21 protein-coding genes are annotated in these 22,879 nt (G+C 70.5%); 12 read left to right on the top strand and 9 right to left on the bottom strand.

Annotated features, from left to right (window positions below; all coding sequences use genetic code 11):
- Nucleotides 1-29: 29 nt before the first annotated feature.
- The 4 genes from EOJ32_RS01135 to EOJ32_RS01150 form a co-directional block, all read right to left on the bottom strand.
- Nucleotides 30-2,609 (bottom strand): DNA translocase FtsK, encoded by a 2,580-nt coding sequence (locus EOJ32_RS01135; protein WP_127897435.1) that lies wholly within the window; start codon nt 2,607-2,609, stop codon nt 30-32.
- Nucleotides 2,610-2,613: 4 nt separating this feature from the next.
- Entirely contained in the window at nt 2,614-3,813 is a 1,200-nt protein-coding gene (locus EOJ32_RS01140) for an aminotransferase class I/II-fold pyridoxal phosphate-dependent enzyme (RefSeq protein ID WP_127897436.1), read from the bottom strand.
- An 85-nt stretch (nt 3,814-3,898) separates the two neighbouring features.
- On the bottom strand, nt 3,899-5,227 hold the full coding sequence (locus EOJ32_RS01145; protein WP_045982477.1) for an amidase: 1,329 nt from the start codon (nt 5,225-5,227) through the stop codon (nt 3,899-3,901).
- Nucleotides 5,228-5,404 carry a DUF1674 domain-containing protein gene (locus tag EOJ32_RS01150; protein ID WP_042251299.1) on the bottom strand — a complete coding sequence of 59 codons (177 nt, stop codon included), beginning with the start codon at nt 5,402-5,404 and terminating at the stop codon, nt 5,228-5,230.
- Between the two features lie 72 nt (nt 5,405-5,476).
- Here EOJ32_RS01150 and EOJ32_RS01155 point away from each other — a divergent pair, with 72 nt between their 5' ends.
- The 10 genes from EOJ32_RS01155 (at nt 5,477) to EOJ32_RS01195 (ending at nt 16,389) form a co-directional block, all read left to right on the top strand.
- Nucleotides 5,477-6,748, top strand: coding sequence for an RsmB/NOP family class I SAM-dependent RNA methyltransferase (locus EOJ32_RS01155; RefSeq protein WP_371705763.1), 1,272 nt, complete (start codon nt 5,477-5,479; stop codon nt 6,746-6,748).
- A 60-nt stretch (nt 6,749-6,808) separates the two neighbouring features.
- Nucleotides 6,809-6,985: a hypothetical protein gene (locus EOJ32_RS20025; protein ID WP_157001474.1), complete on the top strand. Its 177-nt coding sequence runs from the start codon at nt 6,809-6,811 to the stop codon at nt 6,983-6,985.
- Between the two features lie 61 nt (nt 6,986-7,046).
- Nucleotides 7,047-8,633, top strand: coding sequence for a bifunctional phosphoribosylaminoimidazolecarboxamide formyltransferase/IMP cyclohydrolase (gene purH / locus EOJ32_RS01160; RefSeq protein WP_127897437.1), 1,587 nt, complete (start codon nt 7,047-7,049; stop codon nt 8,631-8,633).
- Nucleotides 8,633-9,328, top strand: a complete 696-nt coding sequence (gene lspA / locus EOJ32_RS01165) for a signal peptidase II (protein WP_240542468.1) — start codon at nt 8,633-8,635, stop codon at nt 9,326-9,328. The genes purH and lspA overlap by 1 nt, the downstream gene beginning before the upstream one ends.
- Before the next feature lie 30 nt (nt 9,329-9,358).
- Nucleotides 9,359-9,877 (top strand): DUF3035 domain-containing protein, encoded by a 519-nt coding sequence (locus tag EOJ32_RS01170; RefSeq protein WP_127897438.1) that lies wholly within the window; start codon nt 9,359-9,361, stop codon nt 9,875-9,877.
- Entirely contained in the window at nt 9,874-11,094 is a 1,221-nt protein-coding gene (locus tag EOJ32_RS01175) for a cytochrome P450 (RefSeq protein WP_127897439.1), read from the top strand. Before EOJ32_RS01170 ends, EOJ32_RS01175 begins: the two co-directional genes overlap by 4 nt.
- Nucleotides 11,095-11,267: 173 nt before the next feature.
- Complete coding sequence (locus EOJ32_RS01180; RefSeq protein WP_127897440.1) at nt 11,268-12,701, top strand: pitrilysin family protein; 1,434 nt, start codon at nt 11,268-11,270, stop codon at nt 12,699-12,701.
- The gene (locus EOJ32_RS01185; protein WP_127897441.1) at nt 12,698-14,014 is read left to right on the top strand and encodes a pitrilysin family protein; all 1,317 of its coding nucleotides are present in this window, start codon (nt 12,698-12,700) and stop codon (nt 14,012-14,014) included. Before EOJ32_RS01180 ends, EOJ32_RS01185 begins: the two co-directional genes overlap by 4 nt.
- Nucleotides 14,015-14,127: 113 nt before the next feature.
- Complete coding sequence (gene mutL / locus EOJ32_RS01190) at nt 14,128-15,969, top strand: DNA mismatch repair endonuclease MutL (protein ID WP_127897442.1); 1,842 nt, start codon at nt 14,128-14,130, stop codon at nt 15,967-15,969.
- Between the two features lie 48 nt (nt 15,970-16,017).
- On the top strand, nt 16,018-16,389 hold the full coding sequence (locus tag EOJ32_RS01195) for a DUF3775 domain-containing protein (RefSeq protein WP_127897443.1): 372 nt from the start codon (nt 16,018-16,020) through the stop codon (nt 16,387-16,389).
- Between the two features lie 46 nt (nt 16,390-16,435).
- Here the strand turns inward: EOJ32_RS01195 and EOJ32_RS01200 are convergent, their stop codons facing one another.
- Nucleotides 16,436-17,629 (bottom strand): PQQ-dependent sugar dehydrogenase, encoded by a 1,194-nt coding sequence (locus EOJ32_RS01200; RefSeq protein ID WP_127897444.1) that lies wholly within the window; start codon nt 17,627-17,629, stop codon nt 16,436-16,438.
- A gap of 103 nt (nt 17,630-17,732) precedes the next feature.
- Nucleotides 17,733-18,788: a saccharopine dehydrogenase gene (locus EOJ32_RS01205; protein ID WP_127897445.1), complete on the bottom strand. Its 1,056-nt coding sequence runs from the start codon at nt 18,786-18,788 to the stop codon at nt 17,733-17,735.
- 127 nt (nt 18,789-18,915) lie between these two features.
- Between EOJ32_RS01205 and EOJ32_RS01210 the strand changes: the two genes are divergently transcribed.
- Nucleotides 18,916-19,698 carry an MBL fold metallo-hydrolase gene (locus tag EOJ32_RS01210; protein ID WP_127897446.1) on the top strand — a complete coding sequence of 261 codons (783 nt, stop codon included), beginning with the start codon at nt 18,916-18,918 and terminating at the stop codon, nt 19,696-19,698.
- Here the strand turns inward: EOJ32_RS01210 and EOJ32_RS01215 are convergent.
- From EOJ32_RS01215 to EOJ32_RS01225, 3 genes are read right to left on the bottom strand one after another with little or no spacing between them, the layout of a single operon-like run.
- Nucleotides 19,695-20,345, bottom strand: coding sequence for a pseudouridine synthase (locus EOJ32_RS01215; RefSeq protein ID WP_127897447.1), 651 nt, complete (start codon nt 20,343-20,345; stop codon nt 19,695-19,697). The two genes, EOJ32_RS01210 and EOJ32_RS01215, sit on opposite strands and share 4 nt — an antisense overlap.
- On the bottom strand, nt 20,342-20,968 hold the full coding sequence (locus EOJ32_RS01220; RefSeq protein ID WP_127897448.1) for a LysE family translocator: 627 nt from the start codon (nt 20,966-20,968) through the stop codon (nt 20,342-20,344). The genes EOJ32_RS01215 and EOJ32_RS01220 overlap by 4 nt, the downstream gene beginning before the upstream one ends.
- A 22-nt stretch (nt 20,969-20,990) precedes the next feature.
- The gene (locus EOJ32_RS01225) at nt 20,991-21,443 is read right to left on the bottom strand and encodes a GAF domain-containing protein (protein WP_045982463.1); all 453 of its coding nucleotides are present in this window, start codon (nt 21,441-21,443) and stop codon (nt 20,991-20,993) included.
- Nucleotides 21,444-21,560: 117 nt separating this feature from the next.
- Between EOJ32_RS01225 and EOJ32_RS01230 the strand changes: the two genes are divergently transcribed.
- Nucleotides 21,561-22,877 (top strand): histidine kinase, encoded by a 1,317-nt coding sequence (locus EOJ32_RS01230; protein ID WP_127897449.1) that lies wholly within the window; start codon nt 21,561-21,563, stop codon nt 22,875-22,877.
- The last annotated feature ends 2 nt before the right edge of the window (nt 22,878-22,879 follow it).

The raw sequence follows: 22,879 nt of genomic DNA on the forward strand, positions 1-22,879 counted from the left end.
CCCGTTCTGGCCGGTCCCTACCGCGGTCATCAGACCTCGGGGACCAGCACCTCGCGCTTGCCGACATGGTTGGCGCTGCTGACCACGCCCTGCTCCTCCATCTGCTCGACCAGGCGCGCGGCCTTGTTGTAGCCGATGGCCAGCTTGCGCTGGATATAGCTGGTGGAGCATTTGCGGTCCTTGGCCACGATCATCACGGCCTGATCATACAGCGCATCGTCCGATCCGTCGCCGCCCAGGCCCAGCACCGCGTCGATGTCGTCGGCCTTGTCGTCCTCGGGGCCCTCGACCACGCCCGACTTGTAGCTGGGCGGCCCAAAGGATTTCAGGTGGGTCACGATCTCCTCGACCTCCTCGTCGCTGACGAAGGGACCGTGGATGCGGGTGACGCGCGCGCCGTTGCCCATGTACAGCATGTCGCCCTGGCCCAGCAGCTGCTCTGCCCCCTGCTCGCCCAGGATGGTGCGGCTGTCGATCTTCGAGGTGACCTGAAAGCTGACCCGCGTGGGGAAGTTCGCCTTGATCGTGCCGGTGATGACATCGACCGAGGGACGCTGCGTCGCCATGATCAGGTGGATCCCCGAGGCGCGGGCCATCTGCGCCAGGCGCTGGATGCAGGCCTCGATCTCCTTGCCGGCGACCATCATCAGGTCGGCCATCTCGTCGACGACCACGACGATATAGGGGAAGGTCTCGGGCTGGAACTCCTCGGTCTCCCAGATCGCGTCGCCGGTATCCTCGTCAAAGCCCGTCTGGACAGTGCGCTTGAACATCTCGCCCTTCTTCAGGGCCTCGGTGACGCGGCCGTTATAGCCCTCGATGTTGCGCACGCCCATCTTGGACATCTTGCGATAGCGGTCCTCCATCTCGCCCACGACCCATTTCAGCGCCACGACGGCCTTCTTGGGGTCGGTGACGACCGGGGACAGCAGGTGCGGGATGCCGTCATAGACGGACAGTTCCAGCATCTTGGGGTCGATCATGATCAGCCGGCATTCGTCCGGCGTCAGCTTGTAGAGCAGGCTCAGGATCATGGTGTTGATCGCGACCGACTTGCCCGACCCGGTGGTGCCCGCGATCAGCAGGTGGGGCATCTTGGCCAGGTTCGCCACGACGGGATCGCCGCCGATGTCCTTGCCAAGCGCCAGTGGCAGCGGCTGCGTGCCGTCGCCGAAGGCGCGCGAGGCGAAGATCTCGCGCAGCAGCACCTTTTCGCGCTTGGCGTTGGGCAGTTCGATCCCGATCACGGTGCGGCCGGGAACGGTGCTGACGCGCGCGGACAGGGCCGACATCGACCGGGCGATGTCGTCGGACAGCCCGATCACGCGGCTGGCCTTCAGGCCCGGCGCGGGTTCCAGCTCGTACAGCGTCACGACCGGGCCGGGGCGGACCTCGGTGATCTGGCCCTTGACGCCGTAATCGTCCAGCACCGCCTCCAGCATGCGGGCGTTCTCCATCAGCGCCTCGTGGGACACGGGCACCACGTCGCTGTCCGATGGCGCCGACAGCAGCGCCAGGGGGGGCCGCTCATAGGCGGGGCTGCCGCTGTCGTCGAACCGCAGGGCGGGCTCGGCCTCGGCCCGCGCGCTGCGCGAGGGTTCGGCGCGCTTGGCGGGGGCGATGATCTGGCGCGGCGTCTCGGCGCCGAAGGGGCGCGGGTCGACCGGCTCCTCGGGGGCGGGGGTCGCGGGCGCACCCTCGCGGGCCAGCCGGGACGCGACCGCCTTCAGCACCGACGACTTGGCGGTGCTGGTGCGGATGGCGTCGCTGATGCGGCCGCGGACCTCGGCCTCGGACGGGGCGGCGCCCTCGTAATGCGAATCGCGCTCGATCAGCTCTGGCTCGGGCATCTCGGATTCCAGCTCGAATGCCGGCGGGGCGGAACGGCGGCGGGCGGCGGGTGCGGCCTTGCGGGGGGTGGCACCCTCGGCGCGCGGCTGGCGCAGGCGCTGCGCCGCGCCGGCGGCGGCCGATCCCGCCAGAACCGTCCCGTGCAGCGCCGTCGCCAGCCCCTGCCGGAACCGCAGCCACAGGGCCGCGACCTCTGTCCGGTCGAAACCCAGGACGAAGGCCGCCGCCGCGACCACGGCCACCGCGACCAGCAGCGCCGCCAGGCGGATGCCCAGCTGTGCCTTCATCGGCAGCAGGTTCAGCATCGCACCCATCACCATGTCGCCGAAATGGCCGCCCAGGCCGTAATTCTGCTGCCATTCGGGGCCGGGGATCAGCGTGCTGGCATAGATCGACACCAAGGCCACGGCGATCGGGGTGAAGATGCCGCGCATCAGGCGCTCCTCGCCCTTGTGCAGCATCATGCGCAGGCCCCAGACCCAGGCCGCGACGACCAGCATCCAGGCCCCCATGCCCGCGATCATGATCAGCGCCGAGGCGATCATCGCCCCGATCCCGCCCAGCATGTTCTGCGCCGGCGCGTCGGTGGCCGACCCGAAGCTGGGATCGTCGGGCGACCAGCTGCCCAGCATCATCGCGATCAGGATGCCCAGCACGATCAGCCCTGCGCCGATGGCCTCCTTGCCGCGTCGTTCCAGGGCGGCCTGGGTCGACTGGTCGAACAGCGGGTCGCGGTGTTTCGCCTGCCAGCTTGCCATGATCTCAGCCCCCCGTTTCGTCATATAGGACCGCCCGCAGGCGGGTCAGCGCGGCGCGCGTCTGGTCGGCATCGGCCACCAGCGCCACCCGGATGAAGCCCGCGCCGGGATTGATCCCGTCCACGTCGCGCGACAGATAGGCGCCGGGCAGCACCTGGATGCCCGCCTGCGCCCACAGCGTCCGCGCGGCCTGTTCGCCGTCGGCCACCGGCAGCCACAGAAAGAACCCGCCCTCCGGCGGCAGATAGCCGGGAATGTCGCCCAGGATTTCGTCTGCGATGCGGTATTTCTGTTGATACAGCGCCAGGCTGGCGGCCACGTGATCCTCGTCCGACCAGGCGGCGGTGCTGACGCGCTGCACCGGCAGCGGCAGCGGCGCGCCCGCATAGTTGCGCAGCCGCCGCATCTGGGCGATCTGGGCGCGGCCGCCCGCGGCGAAGCCCGACCGCAGGCCGGGCAGGTTCGACCGCTTGGACAGCGAATTGAACATCACCACCCGGTCGGGCAGGCCCATCGCGGTCGCGACCTGCAGGGCACCCGGCGGGGGCGCATCGCGCCAGATCTCGGAATAGCATTCGTCGGCCAGGATCAGGAAATCGTGCCTTTCGGCCAAGGTCACCAGCGTTTCCAGGTAATCGCGGTCGGCCACCGCCCCCTGCGGGTTGGCGGGCGAACACAGATAGGCCAGCGCCACCCGGTCCAGCAGCGCCGGGTCCAGCCCCGCGTAATCGGGCAAGTTGCCCGTGGCGGGCGTGGCCGGCACGAACAGCGCCTGCGCCTGCACAGCGGCGGCGGCGACCGCATAGACCTGATAGAACGGGTTCGGCACCAGCACGATCGGCTGCTGGCCGGCCTTGGTCTCGGGGCACAGGGCCAGGGCCGCGTTGAACAGCCCCTCGCGCGTGCCGTTCAGCACCATCAGCCGGTCAGGTGAAACCTCCAGGCCATAGCGGCGGTCCAGCCAGCCCCCGATCGCCGACAGCAGTTCGGGCGCGCCCTCGTTCGGGGGGTATTTCGCCAGTTCGGGCAGGCTGTCGGCCATCACCTGCGCCACGAAACCGGGCATCGGGTGGCGGGGCTCTCCGATGGTCAGGATCATGGGGGATTCGCCGGGGGCCAGCCCCGGCTCGATATCCGACAACAGCGCCCGCAAACGCGGGAACGCGTAGTCCGGCAGGTTCGAGAACCGCTCGGGGAATGCCATCTCTGCCTCGCTTTTCGGGGTCTGCGCCCCGTTCCTTGGCGGAAACATTAGCGTGATCCGGGCCTTGCGTCCAGCAAAGACCCGGTCACGCCAGTGCGGCCTCGGCCCCCGCCGCCACGCGCAGCAGATGCCGGTCCTGACCGGCATGGCCCAGCAGGCTGATCCCGCAGGCCGGGTGCCCGGTGGGCAGGGTGATCGCGGGCAGGCCCAGCAGGTTCGCGATCCGGGTGTTGCGCAGGGTCAGCAGGTTGGCGCGCACGAATTCCGACCCGTCGGTCATCAGCCGTTGGGTCGCGGGCGGCAGGATCGGCACCGTCGGCAGCAGCACGGCGTCGTATCCGCCGACGACCTCCTTGATCCACTTGCGGCGCACGCGGGCCAGGCTTTCCCATGCCGCGACATAGTCGGGCGCGCTGACCCCTGCCCCGCCGCGGAACCGCTCCAGGATGGGCTGCCACATCAGTTCCGGCGCATCCTCGATCTGGGCGCGCCAGATGCCATAGGCCTCGGGGGCGAACAGCTGCGGCGACAGGGCCATGGCCTTGTCCAGCCAGTCGGTCGAGACGTGCGCGATCTGCGCACCGGCCCGACCCAGCCTATCTACCGCGTCCTGGAACGCCGTCACCGGCCCGGATTCGGCGTCGTCGAAGGGCAGCCCCTCCAGCACCATCAGGCGCAGGCCCTGCACGCTGGCGCCGTCCAGGTCGGGGGCCCGCTGGTCGGCCATGATCGCAAAGATCTGAGCACAGTCCTCGACGCTGCGGGCGATGGGGCCCGCGATGTCGAACCTGCGCGCCAAGGGCACCACGCCCTTTTCGGGCAGCGCGCCATGCGTGGGCTTGAACCCCACCAGCCCGTTCCAGGCCGCGGGCACGCGGACGGACCCGCCCGTGTCGGTGCCAACCGCCGCTGCCGCCAGCCCCAGCGCCACCGACACCGCCGCCCCGGATGAAGAGCCCCCCGGCGCCAGGTCCGGGTCCAGCGCATTGGGCGGCGTCGCCGTGCGCGGGTTGAGCCCCAGCCCGGAAAACGCCAGTTCGGTCATGTGGGTCTTGCCCAGGCAGACCATGCCACGACGGGCCGCGCGCGCCAGGATGTTGGCGTCCTTGCGCGGCACGCGCCCCTCCAGCAGGCGCGATCCGGCCTCGGTCACGGTGCCGCCGCTGTCGATGTTGTCCTTCCAGCTGATGGCCACGCCGTCCAGCAGGCTGTGGCGGCGTTCCTGTTTCGCGCGGTCATGGGCGGCCACGGCCTCGGACCGGGCGCGGGCGGCGGTCAGGCGGGCATAGATGCGCGCGCAGTCGGGGTGATCCTTCGCGGCGGCCAGATAGGCCTCGGTCTGGTCGATGGGGTCCAGGACCCCCGCCATGATGGCGCGGCCCTGCTGGGTGGCCGATGCCCGCAACCAGTCCATTCAGAAATCCACCGCGATTCCGCCCTTTTCCCAGTCGCCATAGCGGACCGGCTCCGGCCCGTCGCGCCCGCCGTATTCGACCGGCAGGATCTGGCCGGCCTGCTGTTTCCTGCGGGCCTCGGCCTCGGCCAGGGCGCGCTGTGCGGCGGCGGGCAGGGCGGGGGTGTCATCGCTCATGGAAAGATCCTCCGAATGGGCGTAAGGGGTCGCGGAACAGTGTTGAACATCACTTAGGCAAAGGAAAGCGTTTTGGCAAAGCCGGGCGGCGATATGGCGCGCAAGGGCGCATTGCGATTGATCCAGGGCGTTCGCGACGGGCGGTCCCTGTCGGACCAGTCCGGCAGCCTGCGCGCGCTGCCGGTTGCCGAACAGGCCCGGGCGGCCCGGCTGGCGGCCGAGACGTTGCGCCATCAGGGTCGCGCGGACGTGGTGATCGACGCCTTCGTGAACCGCAGGCCCGCCCCCCAGATCGCCGACGTGCTGCGCCTGGCCGTGGTCGAGATGCTGGAGCTGGGCGCCCCTGCCCACGGCGTCGTGGGTGCGGCGGTCGACCTGACCCGCACGCTGGGCGCGCGCGGCCAGGCGGCGGCGGGCATGGTCAACGCGGTCCTGCGCAAGGCGGGGGCGTATCAGGGCTGGGCCGACCTAGCCCCGCAACCCTTGCCCGAATGGCTGCGCGGCCCGCTGGTCGAGGCTTACGGCGACGCGGTGATGACCGCCATCGAGGCCGCCCATCAGCGCGGCGCGCCCCTGGACCTGACGATGAAGCCCGGCGCGGACCCGGTGCCGGGCGCCGATGCGCTGCCCACCGGGTCGTGGCGCCTGCAGGGTCCGGTGCAGGTGACCGCCCTGCCGGGGTTCGATGAGGGCCAGTGGTGGGTCCAGGACGCCGCCGCGGCCCTGCCCGCGCGCCTGCTGGCCCCGCGGCCCGGCGAACGCATCGCAGACCTGTGCGCGGCGCCCGGCGGCAAGACGCTGCAGCTGGCGGCGGCCGGTGCCCATGTCACCGCCGTGGACATCAGCGAACAGCGCCTGCGCCGCGTGACCGAGAACCTGGCCCGCTGCGGGCTGACCGCCGATCGGGTCGCGGCCGACGTGCTGGACTGGCGCCCAGACGTGGCACCCAACGCGATCCTGCTGGACGCGCCCTGCAGCGCCACGGGCACCATCCGCCGCCATCCCGACCTGCCCTTCATCCGCGACGGCCACGGCATCGCCGAGCTGATCGAGCTGCAGGCGACCCTGCTGGATCACGCGCTGTCGGTGCTGCGGCCCGGCGGGCGGCTGGTCTATGCCACCTGCTCGCTGATCCCCGACGAGGGCGAGGTCCAGATCGACGAGGTGCTGGTCCGTCATCCCGGCGTGATCGTGGAACGCCCGGACCCGTCGCGGATCGACCTGCCCGGCATTGACCCTGCCTGGATCACCGAGGAGGGCGGCCTGCGCCTGCGCCCGGATTACTGGGCCGACCGGGGCGGGATGGACGGGTTCTACATGGCGTGCCTGCGCAAGCCCGGCTGAACGGAACCGTCGGGCCGCCTTGCGCCTTCCTTCCGCGAATGCGGATGAAAGGATGACCAGATGAGGCTGACCACTGTCGCGATGGGACTGAAACTGGCGCAGGCCGTCCTGCGCACGCGCGGCGCCAGCACGGCGGCCAAGGGTGCGGGCGGCCTTGCCTCGGGGATCGGCACGGCCGTGATGGTCGTGGCGGCGGTGCAGCTGGCGCAGCAGCTGTTCTCGTCCCGCAAGCGCTGAGGCGCTGGACGTTCGGCGGGGGTTTCGGTAACTGGGCGTCACCCAGAGACACGAGGCCCCCATGTCCGACCCCGTCGCCATCCGACGCGCGCTTCTCTCCGTTTCCGACAAGACCGGCCTGATCGATTTCGCCCTCGCCCTCGATGCGCGGGGCGTCCAGATCCTGTCCACCGGCGGCAGCGCCAAGGCCCTGCGCGACGCGGGCCTGTCCGTGACCGACGTGGCGGACGTGACGGGTTTCCCGGAAATGATGGACGGCCGCGTCAAGACGCTGCACCCGGCAGTGCATGGCGGCCTGTTGGCGCTGCGCGACAACGCGGACCACGTGGCGGCGATGGAGGAGCATGGCATCGGCGCGATCGACCTGCTGGTCGTGAACCTCTATCCGTTCGAGGAGACCGTCGCCAAGGGCGCGGCCTATGACGACTGCATCGAGAACATCGACATCGGCGGCCCGGCGATGATCCGCGCCGCCGCGAAGAACCACAGCTTTGTCACCGTTGTCGTGGACGTTCAGGATTACGACGCCGTTCTGGCCGAACTGGACGCCAACGGCGGGACCACCCTGCCCTTCCGGCAGCGGATGGCGCAGACGGCCTATGCCCGCACCGCGGCCTATGACGCCGCCGTCAGCACCTGGATGGCCGACGCCATCGGTGAGGCGACGCCCCGCCGCCGCGCCTTTGCCGGCACGCTGGCGCAGGGGTTGCGCTATGGCGAGAACCCGCACCAGCAGGCGGCCTTCTATGTCACGGGCGATGCGCGCCCCGGCGTTGCCACCGCGCAGCAGCATCAGGGCAAGGAGCTGTCCTACAACAACATCAACGACACCGATGCCGCCTTCGAGCTGGTGTCCGAGTTCGACCCGGCGGAGGGCCCCGCCTGCGCGATCATCAAGCACGCCAATCCCTGCGGCGTGGCCCAGGGCGCGACCGCGCTGGAGGCCTATAAGCGGGCGTTTGATTGTGACCGCACCTCCGCCTTCGGCGGCATCATCGCGCTGAACCAGCCGCTGGACGGGGCCACCGCCGAGGAGATCGTCAAGATCTTCACCGAGGTCGTCATCGCCCCCGATGCCGACGCCGACGCGCGCCGCATCTTTGCCGCCAAGAAGAACCTGCGCCTGCTGACCACGGGCGGTCTGCCCGATCCGCGGGCGGGCGGGCTGACCTTCCGGCAGGTGTCGGGCGGCATGCTGATCCAGGGTCGCGACAACGGCCATGTGGCCCGCGCCGACCTGCGCATCGTGTCCGACCGCCAGCCGTCGGAACAGGAACTGGCCGACCTGATGTTCGCCTGGACCGTCGCCAAGCACGTGAAATCCAATGCCATCGTCTATGCCAAGGACCTGGCCACCGTCGGCATCGGCGCGGGCCAGATGAGCCGCGTGGACAGCACCCGCATCGGGCGGCGCAAGTCCGAGGACATGGCCCAGGTCCTGGGCCTGTCGGAACCGCTGACCAATGGCGCGGCGGTGGCGTCCGACGCGTTCTTCCCCTTTGCCGACGGCATCGAGGCCCTGGCCGAGGCCGGCGCCCGCGCGGTCATCCAGCCCGGCGGGTCGATGCGCGACGACGAGGTGATCGCGGCGGCCAACCGCCTTGGGCTGGCGATGGTCCTGACCGGCCAGCGTCACTTCCGCCACTGATGGCCGCGCCCGCGAAACCCGCCGCCCGCAAGGCGCGCCCGGCACCCCAGCCCGCGCGCAGCGACATGCGGCCGGTGATCTGGGTCGCGCTGGCGATCTTTCTGGCCGACCAGGCGCTGAAATACGTCGTCGTCCACATGCTGGACCTGGACCGCGTGCGGTCGATCGACGTGTTTCCCCCTTGGCTGAACCTGCGCATGGCCTGGAACCAGGGCGTGAACTTTGGCCTGATGGCGTCGGATACGGACATCATGCGCTGGGTGCTGATCGGGGTGGCGCTGGTCATCTGCGCCTGGGTATGGATCTGGGTCTGGCGCGCGGGCCTGGGGCGGTTCGCCCGCATTTCGGCCGGGCTGCTGATCGGCGGCGCGCTGGGCAACGTGGTGGACCGCGTTCTTTATGGTGCGGTGGCCGATTTCCTGAACATGTCGCTGCCGGGCTGGCAGAACCCCTACAGCTTCAACGTGGCCGACATCTCGATCTTTGCGGGCGCGTTGGGGCTGGTGCTGATGCCGCAGCCCAAGACGACCGAAACCCCCGCCCCGGCAAAGCCCCGCACACAGCGCACGGCGCCCAAGCCGCCTGCGCGTCCGGCACCCAAGGTGCCTTCGCCGCCGCCCGCCGGTCCGCGCCAGCCCGACCTGTTCGCGCCCGCCGACCGACAGGGTCGTGACGGCGACGGAAAACCGGGCTAGAACGGCGCAACGGACCAAAGGGGGCAGGACATGCGGACAAGCGCGCTGGTGATCGGATTTGCGGCCGCGATGGGGCTTTCCGCCTGTGGCGGCGGGACGCTGAACAATATCGGCGCGGGCCAGGTGGGGCCGGATGAATTCGCGATCCTGCCCACGCGGTCGCTGTCGATGCCGCCCGATCTGGCGGTGCTGCCCGCACCTACGCCGGGCGGCGCGAACATCACCGACCCGAACCCCCGCGGCGACGCGGTCGCCGCCCTGGGCGGCAACCCGGAACGCCTGGCGAACCAGGGCATCGGGGCCGCGGACCAGGCGCTGGTCGCGCAGGCCACCCGCGCGGGCACCGACCCGCAGATCCGCGAACGCCTGGCACAATCGGACGCCGAATGGCGGGCCCGCAACGGCCGCCGCCCGCTGGAGCGCATCATGGGCACGCCGGTCTATCAGCGCGCCTATGCGCCGATGGCGCTGGACCCCGTCAGCGAACAGCGGCGCTGGCAGCGCGCCGGGGCCATCACCTCGACCGCGCCGGCGCCCGCGGCAGAGTGAGCACCGCCGTCTTCGACCCGACGGACCCCGGTTTCGGGGCCGATCCCTGGCCCGCCTATGCGGCGCTCAGGGCGCAGCCGGGCCTGCCCCTCTGGCCGGGCTTCGGTGGCCATCTGGCATCGCGCATGGCGGATGTGCGCGCCATCGCGCTGGACCGGCGCATGGTGCGCGCGCCCGCGGCCTTTGCCCCGCGCGAACAGGTGCGCGCGATGCAGGTCGCGGGCAACTTCCACGACATGCCGTTCCACGAACGCTTCGTGCAGACCTCGATGCTGGACACGGACGGGCCGGATCACGACCGGCTGCGCCGCGCGGTGTTCCCGTTCTTTACCCGGACCCGGCTGGAGGGGATGCGCGGCTTCGTGACGGCCTGGGTCGATGCCGCGCTGGACCGCCTGGTGCCGCAGGGGCGGATCGATTTCATCGCCGATCTGGCGGCGCACCTGCCTGGACAGGTGATCGGCCACCTGATCGGCACGGACCCGGCGCTGGCGCCGCAGATGACCGAATGGTCCGATCACGTGGTCAGCTATTTCGACATCGACCGGACGCCCGCCAAGAAGGCCCGCGCCGAGGAGGCCACGCGCCTGTTCGCGGCGCTGCTGGAGGACCTGCACGCCGAACGCGCCGCCTGCCCGCGCGACGACCTGATGTCCGCGATGATCGAGGCCGAGCGCGCGGGCCTGATGACCCATGACGAACTGATCGCCACGATCATGCAGATCCTGCATGCAGGGCATGGATCGACCATCGACGTGTTGGGGTCGGGGATGGTGGCGCTGCTGGATCACCCGGACCAGGCGGCCCTGCTGCGCGCGCAGCCGGACCTGATGCCGCAGGCGGTGCAGGAGATGTTCCGCTTTTCCGCGCCGCTGCCGTTCTTTCACCGCTATGCGTCGGAGGACCTGACGATCTGCGGGCGGGACTGGCCCAAGGGCACGCTGTTCGGGCTGCTTTACGCGTCGGCCAACCGCGACCCCGAGGCCTTTGCCGATGCCGACCGCTTTGACGTCACCCGCCGTCCGAACGTGCATCTGGCCTTTGGCGCAGGCGTGCATGTCTGTCTGGGCAATAATCTAGCGCGACTGAACATGGAGACGCTGTTCACGGCCCTGCTGGCCCGCGCGCCGGGGATGGCGGCGGATGGGCCGGTGCGGTGGAAACAGGGGCTGCAGGCGCATGGGCCGCTGTCCCTGCCGGTGCGTCTGACCGCCTGACCGGCGCGCGGGTCGGAACGGGTCGCCCGGCCCGCCCCCATCGAGGGGGCCGTCCGGGCGTGCGGCTGGCGCCGCGACCCTGCCGCCGGCGCTGCACATTCGCGCGAGCGTGGCTTGCGCGGCCTGCCCCTGAAGTCCAAGTTGCCCCTCAGCAAGAGGAGGTTGCTCCACCCATGCGTTACCCCGCATCCCGTTCCGCCCTGGCAGTGGCCCTGGCGCTTGGCACGTCGCTGACCGGCCTGCCCGCCCTGGCGCAGGACGCCGCCGCCCCGATGCCCGACGGCGTCACCCATTTCACCCTTCCCAACGGCCTGGAGACGGTGGTCATCCAGGACGAGCGCGCGCCCGTCGTGGTGCAGATGGTCTGGTACAAGATCGGCGCGGCGGACGAGGTGCCGGGCAAGTCCGGCATCGCGCACTATCTGGAACACCTGATGTTCAAGGGCACCGATACGCTGGAGCCTGGAGAGTTGTCCAAGACGGTGACGGCGAACGGGGGCAGCGACAACGCCTTCACTTCGTGGGATTTCACGGCCTATTTCCAACGCATCGCCAGCGACCGCCTGCCCTTGGTGATGGGGATGGAAGCCGACCGCATGGCAAACCTGAACATCCGCGATGAGGACTGGCAGGCCGAACGCCAGGTCGTGCTGGAGGAGCGTGCGCAGCGTGTCGACAGCGACCCCGCCGCCCTGTTCGCCGAGGAGCTGAACGCGGTCGTCTATGACAACCACCCCTATGGCCGGCCGATCATCGGCTGGCGCGACGAGATCGAGGCGCTGACCCGCGACGACGCGGTCGCCTGGTACGACACGCATTATTCTCCGAACGAGGCCGTTCTGGTCATCGCCGGCGACGTCACCCCCGAGGAGGCGCGTGCCCTGGCCGAGGAGCATTACGGTGCCATCCCCGCCAAGGGCGAGGCCGAACCGCGCATCCGCCCGCAAGAGCCGCCCAAGCGGACCGCGCGGCGGCTGGAGATGTCGGACCCGCGCGTCGCGCAGCCCCGGATGATCCGCACAGTGCTGGCCGCGGAACGCGATCCGGGCGCGCAGGAGGATGCGGCGGCGCTGACCGTGCTGGCGGCGCTGCTGGGCGGGTCGTCGCAGACCTCGTATCTGGCGCAGCAGCTGACCCTGCCGGGAACCGCGCTGTGGGCGGGGGCCAGCTATGACGGGCTGTCGCTGGACCGGACCGAATTCATGCTGTCGCTGGTTCCGGCCGAGGGCACCCCGCCCGAGGAGGCCGAAGCGGCATTGGACGAGGCGCTGGCGCAGTTTCTGGCCGAGGGTCCGGACGAGGCCGACCTGGAGCGCGTCAAGACCCGCATCCGGGCCGAGGAGATCTATTCGCGCGATTCGGCGCATGGCCGGGCCTATGACTATGGCCAGGGGCTGTCGACCAGCCTGACCGTGCAGGACGTGAACGACTGGCCCGACATCCTGGACGCGGTCACCGCCGAGGACGTGATGGCCGCCGCCCGCGACGTGCTGCAGGCGCCCGCCGTGACCGGCTGGCTGCTGCCCGCCCCCGCGGAGGCGGAGGCCGCCGCGACCCAAGAACCGGCCCCGGCCACCCCCGACGAACAGACCGAGGTGCAAGGATGATCCGTGCCGCAATCGCCACCGTTCTTGCCCTGCTGGCCGTGCCGGCGCAGGCGATCGAGATCCAGGACGTCACCTCTCCGGGCGGGATCAAGGCCTGGCTGGTCCAGGACGACAGCATCCCCTTTGTGGCGCTGGACATCCAGTTCCGCGGCGGTGCCAGCATGGACACCGAGGGCAAGCGCGGCGCCGTCAACATGATGACCGCGCTGCTGGAGGAGGGCGCCGGGTCGAACAGCGCCACGCAGTTCGCCCAGGCGATCGAGGACCTGGGCGCACGGCTGTCCTTTTCGGCCAGCGACGACACGGTGTCCGTGGGCTTCCAGTCCCTGACCGAGAACCGCGACGCCGCCGCCGACCTGCTGGCTCAGGCGCTGGCGCAGCCGCGGTTCGACGACGATGCGCTGACGCGCGTGCGCGGACAGGTGCAGGCGGTGATCCGGTCCGAGGCGACCGATCCGAACAGCATCGCCGCCAAGGAGATGGCGGCGCAGGCCTGGGGCGAGCATCCCTATGCGACCTCGATCAACGGGACGGCGGAGAGCGTCGCGGCCCTGACCAGGCAGGACCTGGTGGCGGCCAAGAACCGCGTGCTGGCGCGCGACCGGGTGGTCGTGGGCGCGGCGGGCGACATCTCGGCCGAGGAGCTGGGGCTGCTGCTGGACCGCATCCTGGGCGGGTTGCCGGAACAGGCGACCGCCCCCCTGCCCGAGCAGGCGGAGCTGCAGGTGACCGGCGGCACGACGGTCATCGACTGGGACAGCCCGCAGACCGTGGTGGCCTTTGCCGGGCCGGGCATCCCGATCGACGACCCCGATTATTTCGCGGCTTTCGTCGCCAACCACATCCTGGGCGGCGGGGGCTTCAGTTCCCGCCTGATGGAGGAGATCCGCGAGAAGCGCGGGCTGACCTATGGCGTGGGAACGGCGCTGGCCACGGGGCTGTACGGCCAGACCTGGCAGGGCGGCATGTCGGGATCGAACGCCACCACGGCCGAGGCGGTGGAGCTGATCCGCGCCGAATGGGCCCGCATGGCCGAGGGTGTGACGGACCAGGAACTGACCGATGCCAAGACCTATCTGACCGGGGAATATCCCCTGCGGTTCGACGGGAACGGACGCATCGCATCGATCCTGGCAGGCATGCAGCTGATAGGATTCCCGATCGACTATATCGATACCCGCAATGCCAAGGTCGAGGCGGTGACGTCCGAGGACGTGTCCCGCGTGGCGCAGCGCCTGCTGGACCCCAAACGGCTGCGCTTCGTGCTGGTCGGCCGCCCCGAGGGGATCGAATCGGACCCTGTCACCAACTGAACGGACAACAGCGGTGGCGCCGCGCCCCCAAGGGGCGCGGCGCGGTCGTTCCGGGGGGCTGATGTCCCGCGAATCTCTGGCAGCCGCGGGGCAGTCCTGCTAGATTTGGGGCGATGAACAGCCATGCCCCCAAGATACGCCCCGACGGCCGCCCCGTGATCCGCCAGCTGGACGAGGCCACCGCCAACCGCATCGCGGCGGGCGAGGTGGTCGAGCGCCCGGCCTCGGCGGTCAAGGAACTGGTCGAGAACGCGCTGGACGCCGGCGCCACCCGGATCGAGATCGCCATCCAGGACGGCGGCAAGCGGCTGATCCGCGTCACCGACGACGGCTGCGGCATGGTGCCGGACGACCTGCCGCTGGCCCTGTCGCGCCATGCCACAAGCAAGATCGACGGGACCGACCTGCTGGCCATCACCAGCTTCGGCTTTCGCGGCGAGGCGCTGCCCTCGCTTGGCGCGGTCGGGCGGCTGACCATCACCTCGCGCACGCTGGGGGGCGAGGGGGCGTCCATCGCGGTCACCGGGGGGCGGCTGGACCCGCTGCGCCCGGCGGCCGCCAATTGCGGCACCGTGGTCGAGCTGCGCGACCTGTTCTTTGCCACGCCCGCGCGGCTGAAGTTCCTGCGCACCGACCGGGCCGAGACGCAGGCGGTGGCCGACACGGTGCGCCGCCTGGCGATGGCCGAACCCTATGTGGGCTTTTCGCTGACCGCCGACGGGCGCGAGATCTTTCGCGCCGATGCCGAGCAGGGAGAGCTGTTCGGGGCGCTGACCACGCGGCTGACCCGGCTGATGGGGGCTGATTTCATCGACAACGCCCTGCCCATGGATGCAGAACGCGACGGGATCACCCTGACGGGCTATGCCGCCCTGCCGACCTATTCGCGCGGGGCGGCGGTGGCGCAGCATCTGTATGTGAACGGGCGGCCGGTGCGCGACAAGCTGCTGACCGGGGCGCTCAGGGCGGGCTACATGGACGTGCTGGCGGCGGGCCGGCATCCGGCGGCGGTGCTGTTTCTGGAATGCGATCCGCAGATGGTGGACGTGAACGTCCACCCGGCCAAGGCCGAGGTGCGGTTCCGCGACCCGCAATCGGCCCGCGGGCTGGTCGTGGGCAGCCTGCGCCACGCGATGGCGGGGGCCGGGCACCGCGCCTCCAGCACGGTAGGCGACGCGACGCTGCAGGCGGTGCAGGTCGAACCGGGGCCCGAACCTTTGGCCGAAAACCGGTCAGACCCGCGGCCCGCATGGCAGGCCGACAGGCCGTCGGCGGCGGCCGTGCGGGCGGCGCTGGACCTGCAGATGCCGGGCTTTGCCGAGACGCCGTCGGCGCGGTTCGACCCGGTCGTGGCCGACGCGCCGATGGAGGACGCGCCCCTGGGGGCCGCGCGCGCGCAGATCCACGAAAACTACATCATCGCGCAGACGCCCGACGGGCTGGTGATCGTCGATCAGCATGCCGCCCATGAACGGCTGGTCTATGAGCGGCTGAAGGCGCAGGCGCAGGCCGCGGGCATCCCGGCCCAGGCCCTGCTGATCCCCGAGATCGTCGAGCTGTCCCCGGCCGATGCCGATCGCATCCTGTCCATCGCTGCCGATCTGGCCGCGCTTGGTCTGGTGGTCGAGCCGTTCGGCCCGGGCGCGGTCGCGCTGCGCGAGGTGCCCGCGATGCTGGCGCGGCTGGACGGGCGCGCGCTGATCCGCGACATCCTGGACGATCTGGCCGATCAGGGCGCCTCGGACCGGCTGCAGGCACGCATCGATGCGGTGCTGTCGTCGATGGCCTGCCACGGGTCGGTCCGGTCCGGCCGCCGGATGGGCGCGGACGAGATGAACGCCCTGCTGCGCGAGATGGAGCGGACGCCGAAATCGGGCCAGTGCAATCACGGCCGTCCGACCTGGGTCAAGCTGCAGCTGTCGGACATCGAACGCCTGTTCGGTCGCAGGGATTGACGCAGGGCGCGCGCGGATCGATCCTGTGCCCAGCCAGGAGGTGCCGCGATGCTGCAGATTGCCGTCGACAAGATCGCCCATGTGATCATCCGCGCCCGCGATTACGAAAGCGGCGTGAATCCCTGGGCCCATCAGGGCAGCGGACGCCAGCATGGCACCCGGTCCGAACTGCACGACTTCATCGCGGGCCTGAACGAGGATGAGCAGGCCAGCCTGGTCGCGGTGATGTGGATCGGGCGCGACAGCTTTGAGCCGTCCGAACTGGAGGAGGCGATCCGCACCGCCCGGATCGAACGGACCATCCCGACCGAGGATTACCTGATGGGCGAACCCCGACTGGCCGATCTGCTGGAGGCCGGGCTGGAGGGGCTGGGCATCTCTCCCGGCGACATCGAGGACGACCTGCAGCGTCCGGTATGACGAAGGGCGGCCCCGCAGGACCGCCCCAGGACCGATTGTGGCCGGATCAGCCTTCCGGGGTCAGGCGAACCAGACGGCCGTTCTCCTCGTCGGTGATGACGACCAGGGCGCCATCCTGGGCAACCTCGACCTCGCGGACGCGGCCGATGCCCTGGGCCAGGCGCGCCTCTCCGGTCACGCTGGTGCCGTCAAGTTCCAGTCGGATGATGTCGCCCGACCGCAACCCGCCGATCAGCGCGTCGCCCTGCCAGTTGGGGAACATGTCGCCGTCATAGAAGGCCATGCCGCTGATCGCGGGCGACGGATCCCAGTAATAGACCGGCTGTTCGGTACCCTCGACCTGGGTCGCGCCCATCTGAGCCCCGCTATAGTCGGTGCCGTAGGTGGCCAGGGGCCAGCCATAGTTCAGGCCGCCATCGACGGCGTTCAGCTCGTCACCGCCCTTGGGGCCGTGCTCGTTCATCCACAGCTGGCCGTCAGGGCCCATCGCGGCGCCCTGGATGTTGCGATGACCGATGGACCAGATCTCGGGCAGCGCGCCCTCGATTCCGGCCCCGGCCGGGGCGCCGTCGGTGGCGTTGATGCGGATGATCTTGCCCAATGTCGCCTGCGGGTCCTGGGCGTATTGGCGGGGTTCGGGGTCGCTGCGTTCGCCCAGGCCGACAAAGATGTGGCCTTCGCCGTCATGCACGATCCGCGCGCCGAAATGCTTGGTCGAGGCCCATGCCGGCTGCTGCTGCCAGATGCGCTGGACATCGTCCATCATGGTGCCGTCCTCGGATAGGATACCGGTCGCGACGGCGGTGGCGTTCGTGCCGTCGCCGCGCGGTTCGGCATAGGTCCACCAGACGCGGCGGGTGTCGGCGAAATCGTCCGCGACGGACACGTCGTGCAGGCCGCCCTGGTCGCGGGCATCGACCTCGGGCAGGCCCTGAATGGGTTCGGACAAGGTACCGTCGGTGGTATAGATGCGCATCCGGCCGGGGCGTTCGGTAATCAGCCAGTTCCCGTCGGGCAATTCCTGCAGGCCCCAGGGATGCTCCAGCCCCTCGACCAGGACCTGCTGCTGCAGGCCGGTGCTGTCCAGCATGGGCGCGCGGGTCTGGCCTTCGAAGGCGGGCTTCTGGTCATAGGCGGCCCCGTTGGGGGCAGCATCGTTGAAACCCTGCGCCGCGGCCATCGAGGCCAGGAATCCTGTGGCGGCAAGGGTGGTCAGGCTTGTCGTCGTACGGCGCGTCATGGGGTCCTCCGATCCGGTGAATACCCTGCCCAATTCGTGACACGGCCCGGCGTTCCCCCCTGCGGCAACACGTCCCTGTCAGGCGGCCGTGACGGCGCCCATGTCAGCGCGCGTCGCGATGATCGCGAAACAACGCACCCGCCCGGCCCCAGGCGCCCGCGTCAAGGTCGTCCAGCCCCTGCAGCACGGGCAGCAGCTGGGCCGCGTAATCCTCGCTGCTTTCACGCGGCAGCATCGAGGGCAGGTTGTCGATCGCCATCACGTCCAGCACTGGCGCATCCGCCACCCGCAGGACCGGCGCGTCCCAAGTGGTGGTGCGGTCATAGACCTTGATCGGGGAAAAATCGCTGGTCGGGTCGCAGGCCACGTCGCCGATAACGCTCAGCGCACGGCCCGGCGCCACGGCATCGGCGGGCACGAAGACCGGGGCGCCGGGATGGGCCAGGATCGCATTGACGAAGACATCGTGCATCAGCACCTCGGGGAAGGGGCCGCCATGGGCGGTCTCGGTCATGTCCCACCCGGTCACGGTGACGCCCATCGCGGTCAGCAGGTCGGCCGCGCCGCTGCCAACGCGGCCCTTGGCGCCGATGACGATGGTCAGCGGACGCGGGCGGCCGGTGGCGTCCAGCCGCGCCCGCAGGTCGTCCAGCAGGTGGTGCCGGTCGGGATAGGCGGCCACCGGGCCGCAGATGCCGCCCGACTGCTGCGCGGCCCAGGCCATCAGCGACACCGCCGCCCCCGCATAGCCCGCCCAGTACCCGAAGGCCGCCAGCCTGCGCCCCGTGTCGTCGGTCAGATATTCTAGGTCATACAGCGCCCCGCCCCCGGCCCGGAACCGGTCCAGCAGCACCCGACCCGCGGGCTGGCCCTTGAAGGCGTGGCCGAACATCACATGGCGATGGCGCAGGGGAGTGCCGTCCTCGGGCAGCTCCTTGAGGCCGAAGACGATGGCGTTGTCGGGCGCGGTGGGCCAGCTGCCCTCGGGGGTGATGGCCGCGCCGGCCTTGGCATAGGCGTCGGTCGGGATGATCCGGCGGGGGCTGTCCTCGACCGTGACGCGCATGCCCTGCCCGATCAGCGCGGCGACCCCGTCCGGGGTGATGCCCACGCGATCCTCGTTCGGGCGGCTTTCCGCCCTGACCCACAGATGTGTCATCCCGATCCCCTGCCATGGCTTGCGCCCCAAGCTGTAGGTCACGCGGCAATGCGCCGCAAGCACAGGCCGGAACCCCCGGCACGCTGCCGGGGTTGGCCTTTCTTTCCCCCGTTCCGCAGGAGCCAGCATGCACCTGACCCGTCGCACCGGACTGAAACTGGCCGCAGCCCTGATGGGCACTGCCGTCCTGCCCGCCTTGGTCCTGCCCCGCGCCGCCCGCGCGCAGGACGCCGGCTTTCGCCATGCGGTCGAGGGTGGAGAGGTCGTGATCCACCCCGTCGATCACGCCAGCATGGTCCTGGAGACGCCCGCGGGGGTGATCTATGTCGATCCGGTCGGCGGGGCCGAGGCCTATGCCGACCTGCCTGCGCCCGACCTGATCCTGATCACCCATGAACACGGCGACCATTACGACCAGCCGACGCTGGACGCCCTGCCCGAGGTGCCGATGATCGCCAACCCCGCCGTGGCCGGGATGCTGCCTGCCGCCATGGCCGAACGCACCACGACGATGGCCAATGGCGACAGCGGAGAGGCCCTGGGCCTGCCGATCGAGGCCATCCCCGCCTACAACATCACCGAGGACCGGCTGCAGAACCATCCGCAGGGCCGCGACAACGGCTATATCCTGACCATCGGTGGCCAGCGCTTCCTGATCGCCGGCGATACCGAGGATACGCCCGAACTGCGCGCCCTGACCGACATCCATGTGGCGTTCCTGCCGATGAACCTGCCCTATACGATGTCGGTGGATCAGGCGGCGGCGGCGGTCACGGCCTTTGCCCCCGACGTGGTCTATCCGTACCACCACCGGGGCAGCGACCTGGACGCGTTCACGGCCTTGGTGGCCGAGGGCGGGTCGGGCACGCAGGTCGTCGTGGCACCGTGGTATGCCGAGGCGGACGCCTAGAACGGCACCTTGGCCGAAAACCCTGTCTGCACCCCGGTGTCGGGGTGGCGGAACCGCAGGCTTTCGGCATGCAGCATCAGGCGGGGATGGTCGGCGGCCGTCCCCGTCGCATAAAGCGGATCGCCCAGAATCGGGTGGCCCAGGGACGCCATGTGCACCCGCAGTTGGTGGCTGCGCCCTGTGACGGGCATCAGGCGCACCCGTGTTTCCGCATCGGTCGCGCGGACAACGCGCCAGTCGGTCTGGGCGGGCCGACCAGCGCCATGGTCGACCTTCTGGCGGGGCCGGTTCGGCCAGTCCACGATCAGCGGCAGGTCGACCCGACCGGTCTCCGGCTGCAGGCGGCCCGAGAGCCGCGCGACATAGACCTTCTTGGTCAGCCGATCCTCGAACTGCTTGGACAGGTCGCGCTGCGCCTGCGGGGTCAAGGCAAAGACCATCACACCCGACGTGTCCAAATCCAGCCGATGCACCAGCAGCACGGTGGGAAACGCTTCGCGCAGGCGGGCGATCAGGCAGTCGGCCCGATCCTCGCCGCGCCCCGGCACCGACAGCAACCCCGCCTGCTTGTCCACCACCAGCACGTGGTCGTCGGCATGCAGGACCACCGGGATGTCCGGCGGCGGGGCATAGACGAATTCGGTCATTTCCAGACGAGGCGCAGCGCCAGCCCCGCGAACATGACGGCGGCGATCTTGTTGACCATCCCCAGCCGCTTGCCGATCACCCCGCCTGCGATCCCGCCGACGATGCCGTATCCCATGGTCACCAGCGTCCCCGTGAATGCGAAGATCAGCCCCAGGCCCAGGATCTGCTGCCAGACCGGGCCCCAGGCGGGGTTGGTGAACTGCGGCAGGAAGGCCAGCAGGAACAGGACCGGCTTGGGGTTCAGCGCGTTGGACAGGAACCCGCGGCGGATGATGTTCCAGACCCTGACGCTGCCCCGGGCCGACGGGTCGATGTCGCCCGACCGCCAGCTTTTCCACGCCAGCCACAGCAGATAGGCCGCGCCCGCGTATTTGATGGCGCGCAACGCTTCGGGATGGGCGGCGACGATCGCGCCCAGGCCCACGGTCGCCAGCGCCACGTGCATCAGCACGCCCAGGCCCACGCCGAACCCGGCCCAGGCCCCGGCGCGCGGCCCGCCCTGGATGCCGCAGGCGCTGGCGAAGAACACGTCCTGACCGGGCGCAAAGTTCAGGACCAGCCCGCCCGCGATGAACGCGGTCAGCTGTCCCACAGGAATGTTCGCCAAGGTGTCCCAGATCATCCTGCTGCCATCCCCATCGTGATCACAGATGCCCGAAGGCGTCCGCCAGAATCGCCGTCAACGCATCCGCGTCGGCCTGACCAAAGGCATCCGGGCGGTCGCTGTCGATGTCCAGCACCCCGATCAGCCGCCCGCCCGCGCCCAGGACAGGCAGCACGATCTCGGATCGGGTGCTGCTGGAACAGGCGATGTGGCCCGGGAAGGCCTCGACATCGGGCACGATCTGAACCGTTCGCGTGCGCGCCGCCGCCCCGCAGACCCCGCGCGAGAACGGGATGACCAGGCAGCCGTGCCCGCCCTGATAGGGCCCGATCTTCAGCAGCTCGGGGCCCACCACGCGATAGAAGCCGGTCCAGTCGAACCGGTCGTCGGAATGATGCAGTTCGCAGGCGACGGTCGCCATCAGCGCGACCTCGTCGGTCTCGCCCGCACACAGGGCCCGGATGCGGGCCGACAGATCGTCATAATCGCTCATCCGCATATCCTTACGCGGGGCCGTCGGGACAGGAAAGCCCGCCCGTTCACCGCCGCGACGATTGCGGCGGGGACGCGGACCATTGCCCCGGCAACCGCTTGGCGGCACTGTCGCGCCATGACGCTGCGCACCCGCATCCTGACGCTGATCCTGATCGTCCAACTGGGCCTGATCGCGCTGCTGGCCCTGGGCAGCCTGGACCGGCTGCGCCGCGACATCGCCACCGAAACGCGCATGGGCGCCGAGACGGCGCGCAACCTGGTGCTGGCCACGATTGGCACGATGCAGGGGGCCGTGCCGCCCGACCGCATCATGGCGCGGCTGCCCGAACGGCTGACCGAACCCCGCCATGCCCGCATCGGCATCCTGAACGCGCTGGACGGCACGCTGCGCCAGCCCGCGGGTCCGCCCGACCCGGCGCTGCGCGCACCCGGCTGGTTCGCGGCCCTGGTCGCCCCCGACCCCCAGGAGACCCGCCTGCCGGTGGTGATCGACGGCCGCCCGCGCGGCTATGTGCTGATCACCGGCGACCCGGCCGAGGAGATCGCCCGCGCCTGGCGCGACATCCGCGACCTGATGGCGCTGGCGGCGGCGGCGGCCGTCCTGCAGGCGGCGCTGATCGCCGGGGCATTGGCGCAGGGGTTGCGCCCGGTCGCGACCATCGCCGCGCGCCTGTCCGACATGACGCGGGGCGACCTGGACAGCCGCATCGGCCCGCTGCCCCATCCCGACCTGGCGGCGCTGGCCACCCATGCCGACCGGCTGGCGCAGGCGCTGGAACAGGCCCGCACCGACCGCACCCGCCTGCAGCACCAGGTGATCGCCCGCGCGGACGCCGAACGAAAGGCAATCGCCCGCGACCTGCACGACGAGATGGGCCCATGCCTGTTCGGCCTGCGGGTCGAGGCCGATGCGCTGCGCGAGGCGGCGCCCGACCCCGCGACCGCCGCATCGGCCGACCAGATCGCGGCGATCGCGGAACAGATCGCCCGCGTGAACCGCACCCTGCTGGACGATCTGCGCCCGATGGCGGTGGGACAGCTGCCTTTGGCCACGGTGCTGGCGGATTACGTGGCCGATCTTAACCGCCGCTTTCCGGGCACCCGCTTTGCGCTGGACATGGCCGCGGGCCTGCCCGAGCCCGACGAGGCCACCGCCCTGACCCTGTTCCGCATCCTGCAGGAGGGCACAACGAACGCCCTGCGCCATGCCCGGGCGGACCGGGTGGACATCCGGCTCTGGACCGATCCGGCGCATTGGCGCATGGTGCTGGCCGATGACGGCGTGGGCATGGCCCCCGACCGGCGCGAGGGGACCGGCCTGACGGGCATGCGCGAACGCATCACCCTGCTGGGCGGCACCCTGCGCCTCGAGGCCGGGTCGCCCGGCACGCGCCTGATCGCGGACCTGCCCCGGCAGGCCGGACAGCCCTGACG

Source organism: Paracoccus sp. Arc7-R13 (assembly GCF_004010775.1).
GTDB classification, from domain to species: Bacteria; Pseudomonadota; Alphaproteobacteria; order Rhodobacterales; family Rhodobacteraceae; genus Paracoccus; species Paracoccus marcusii.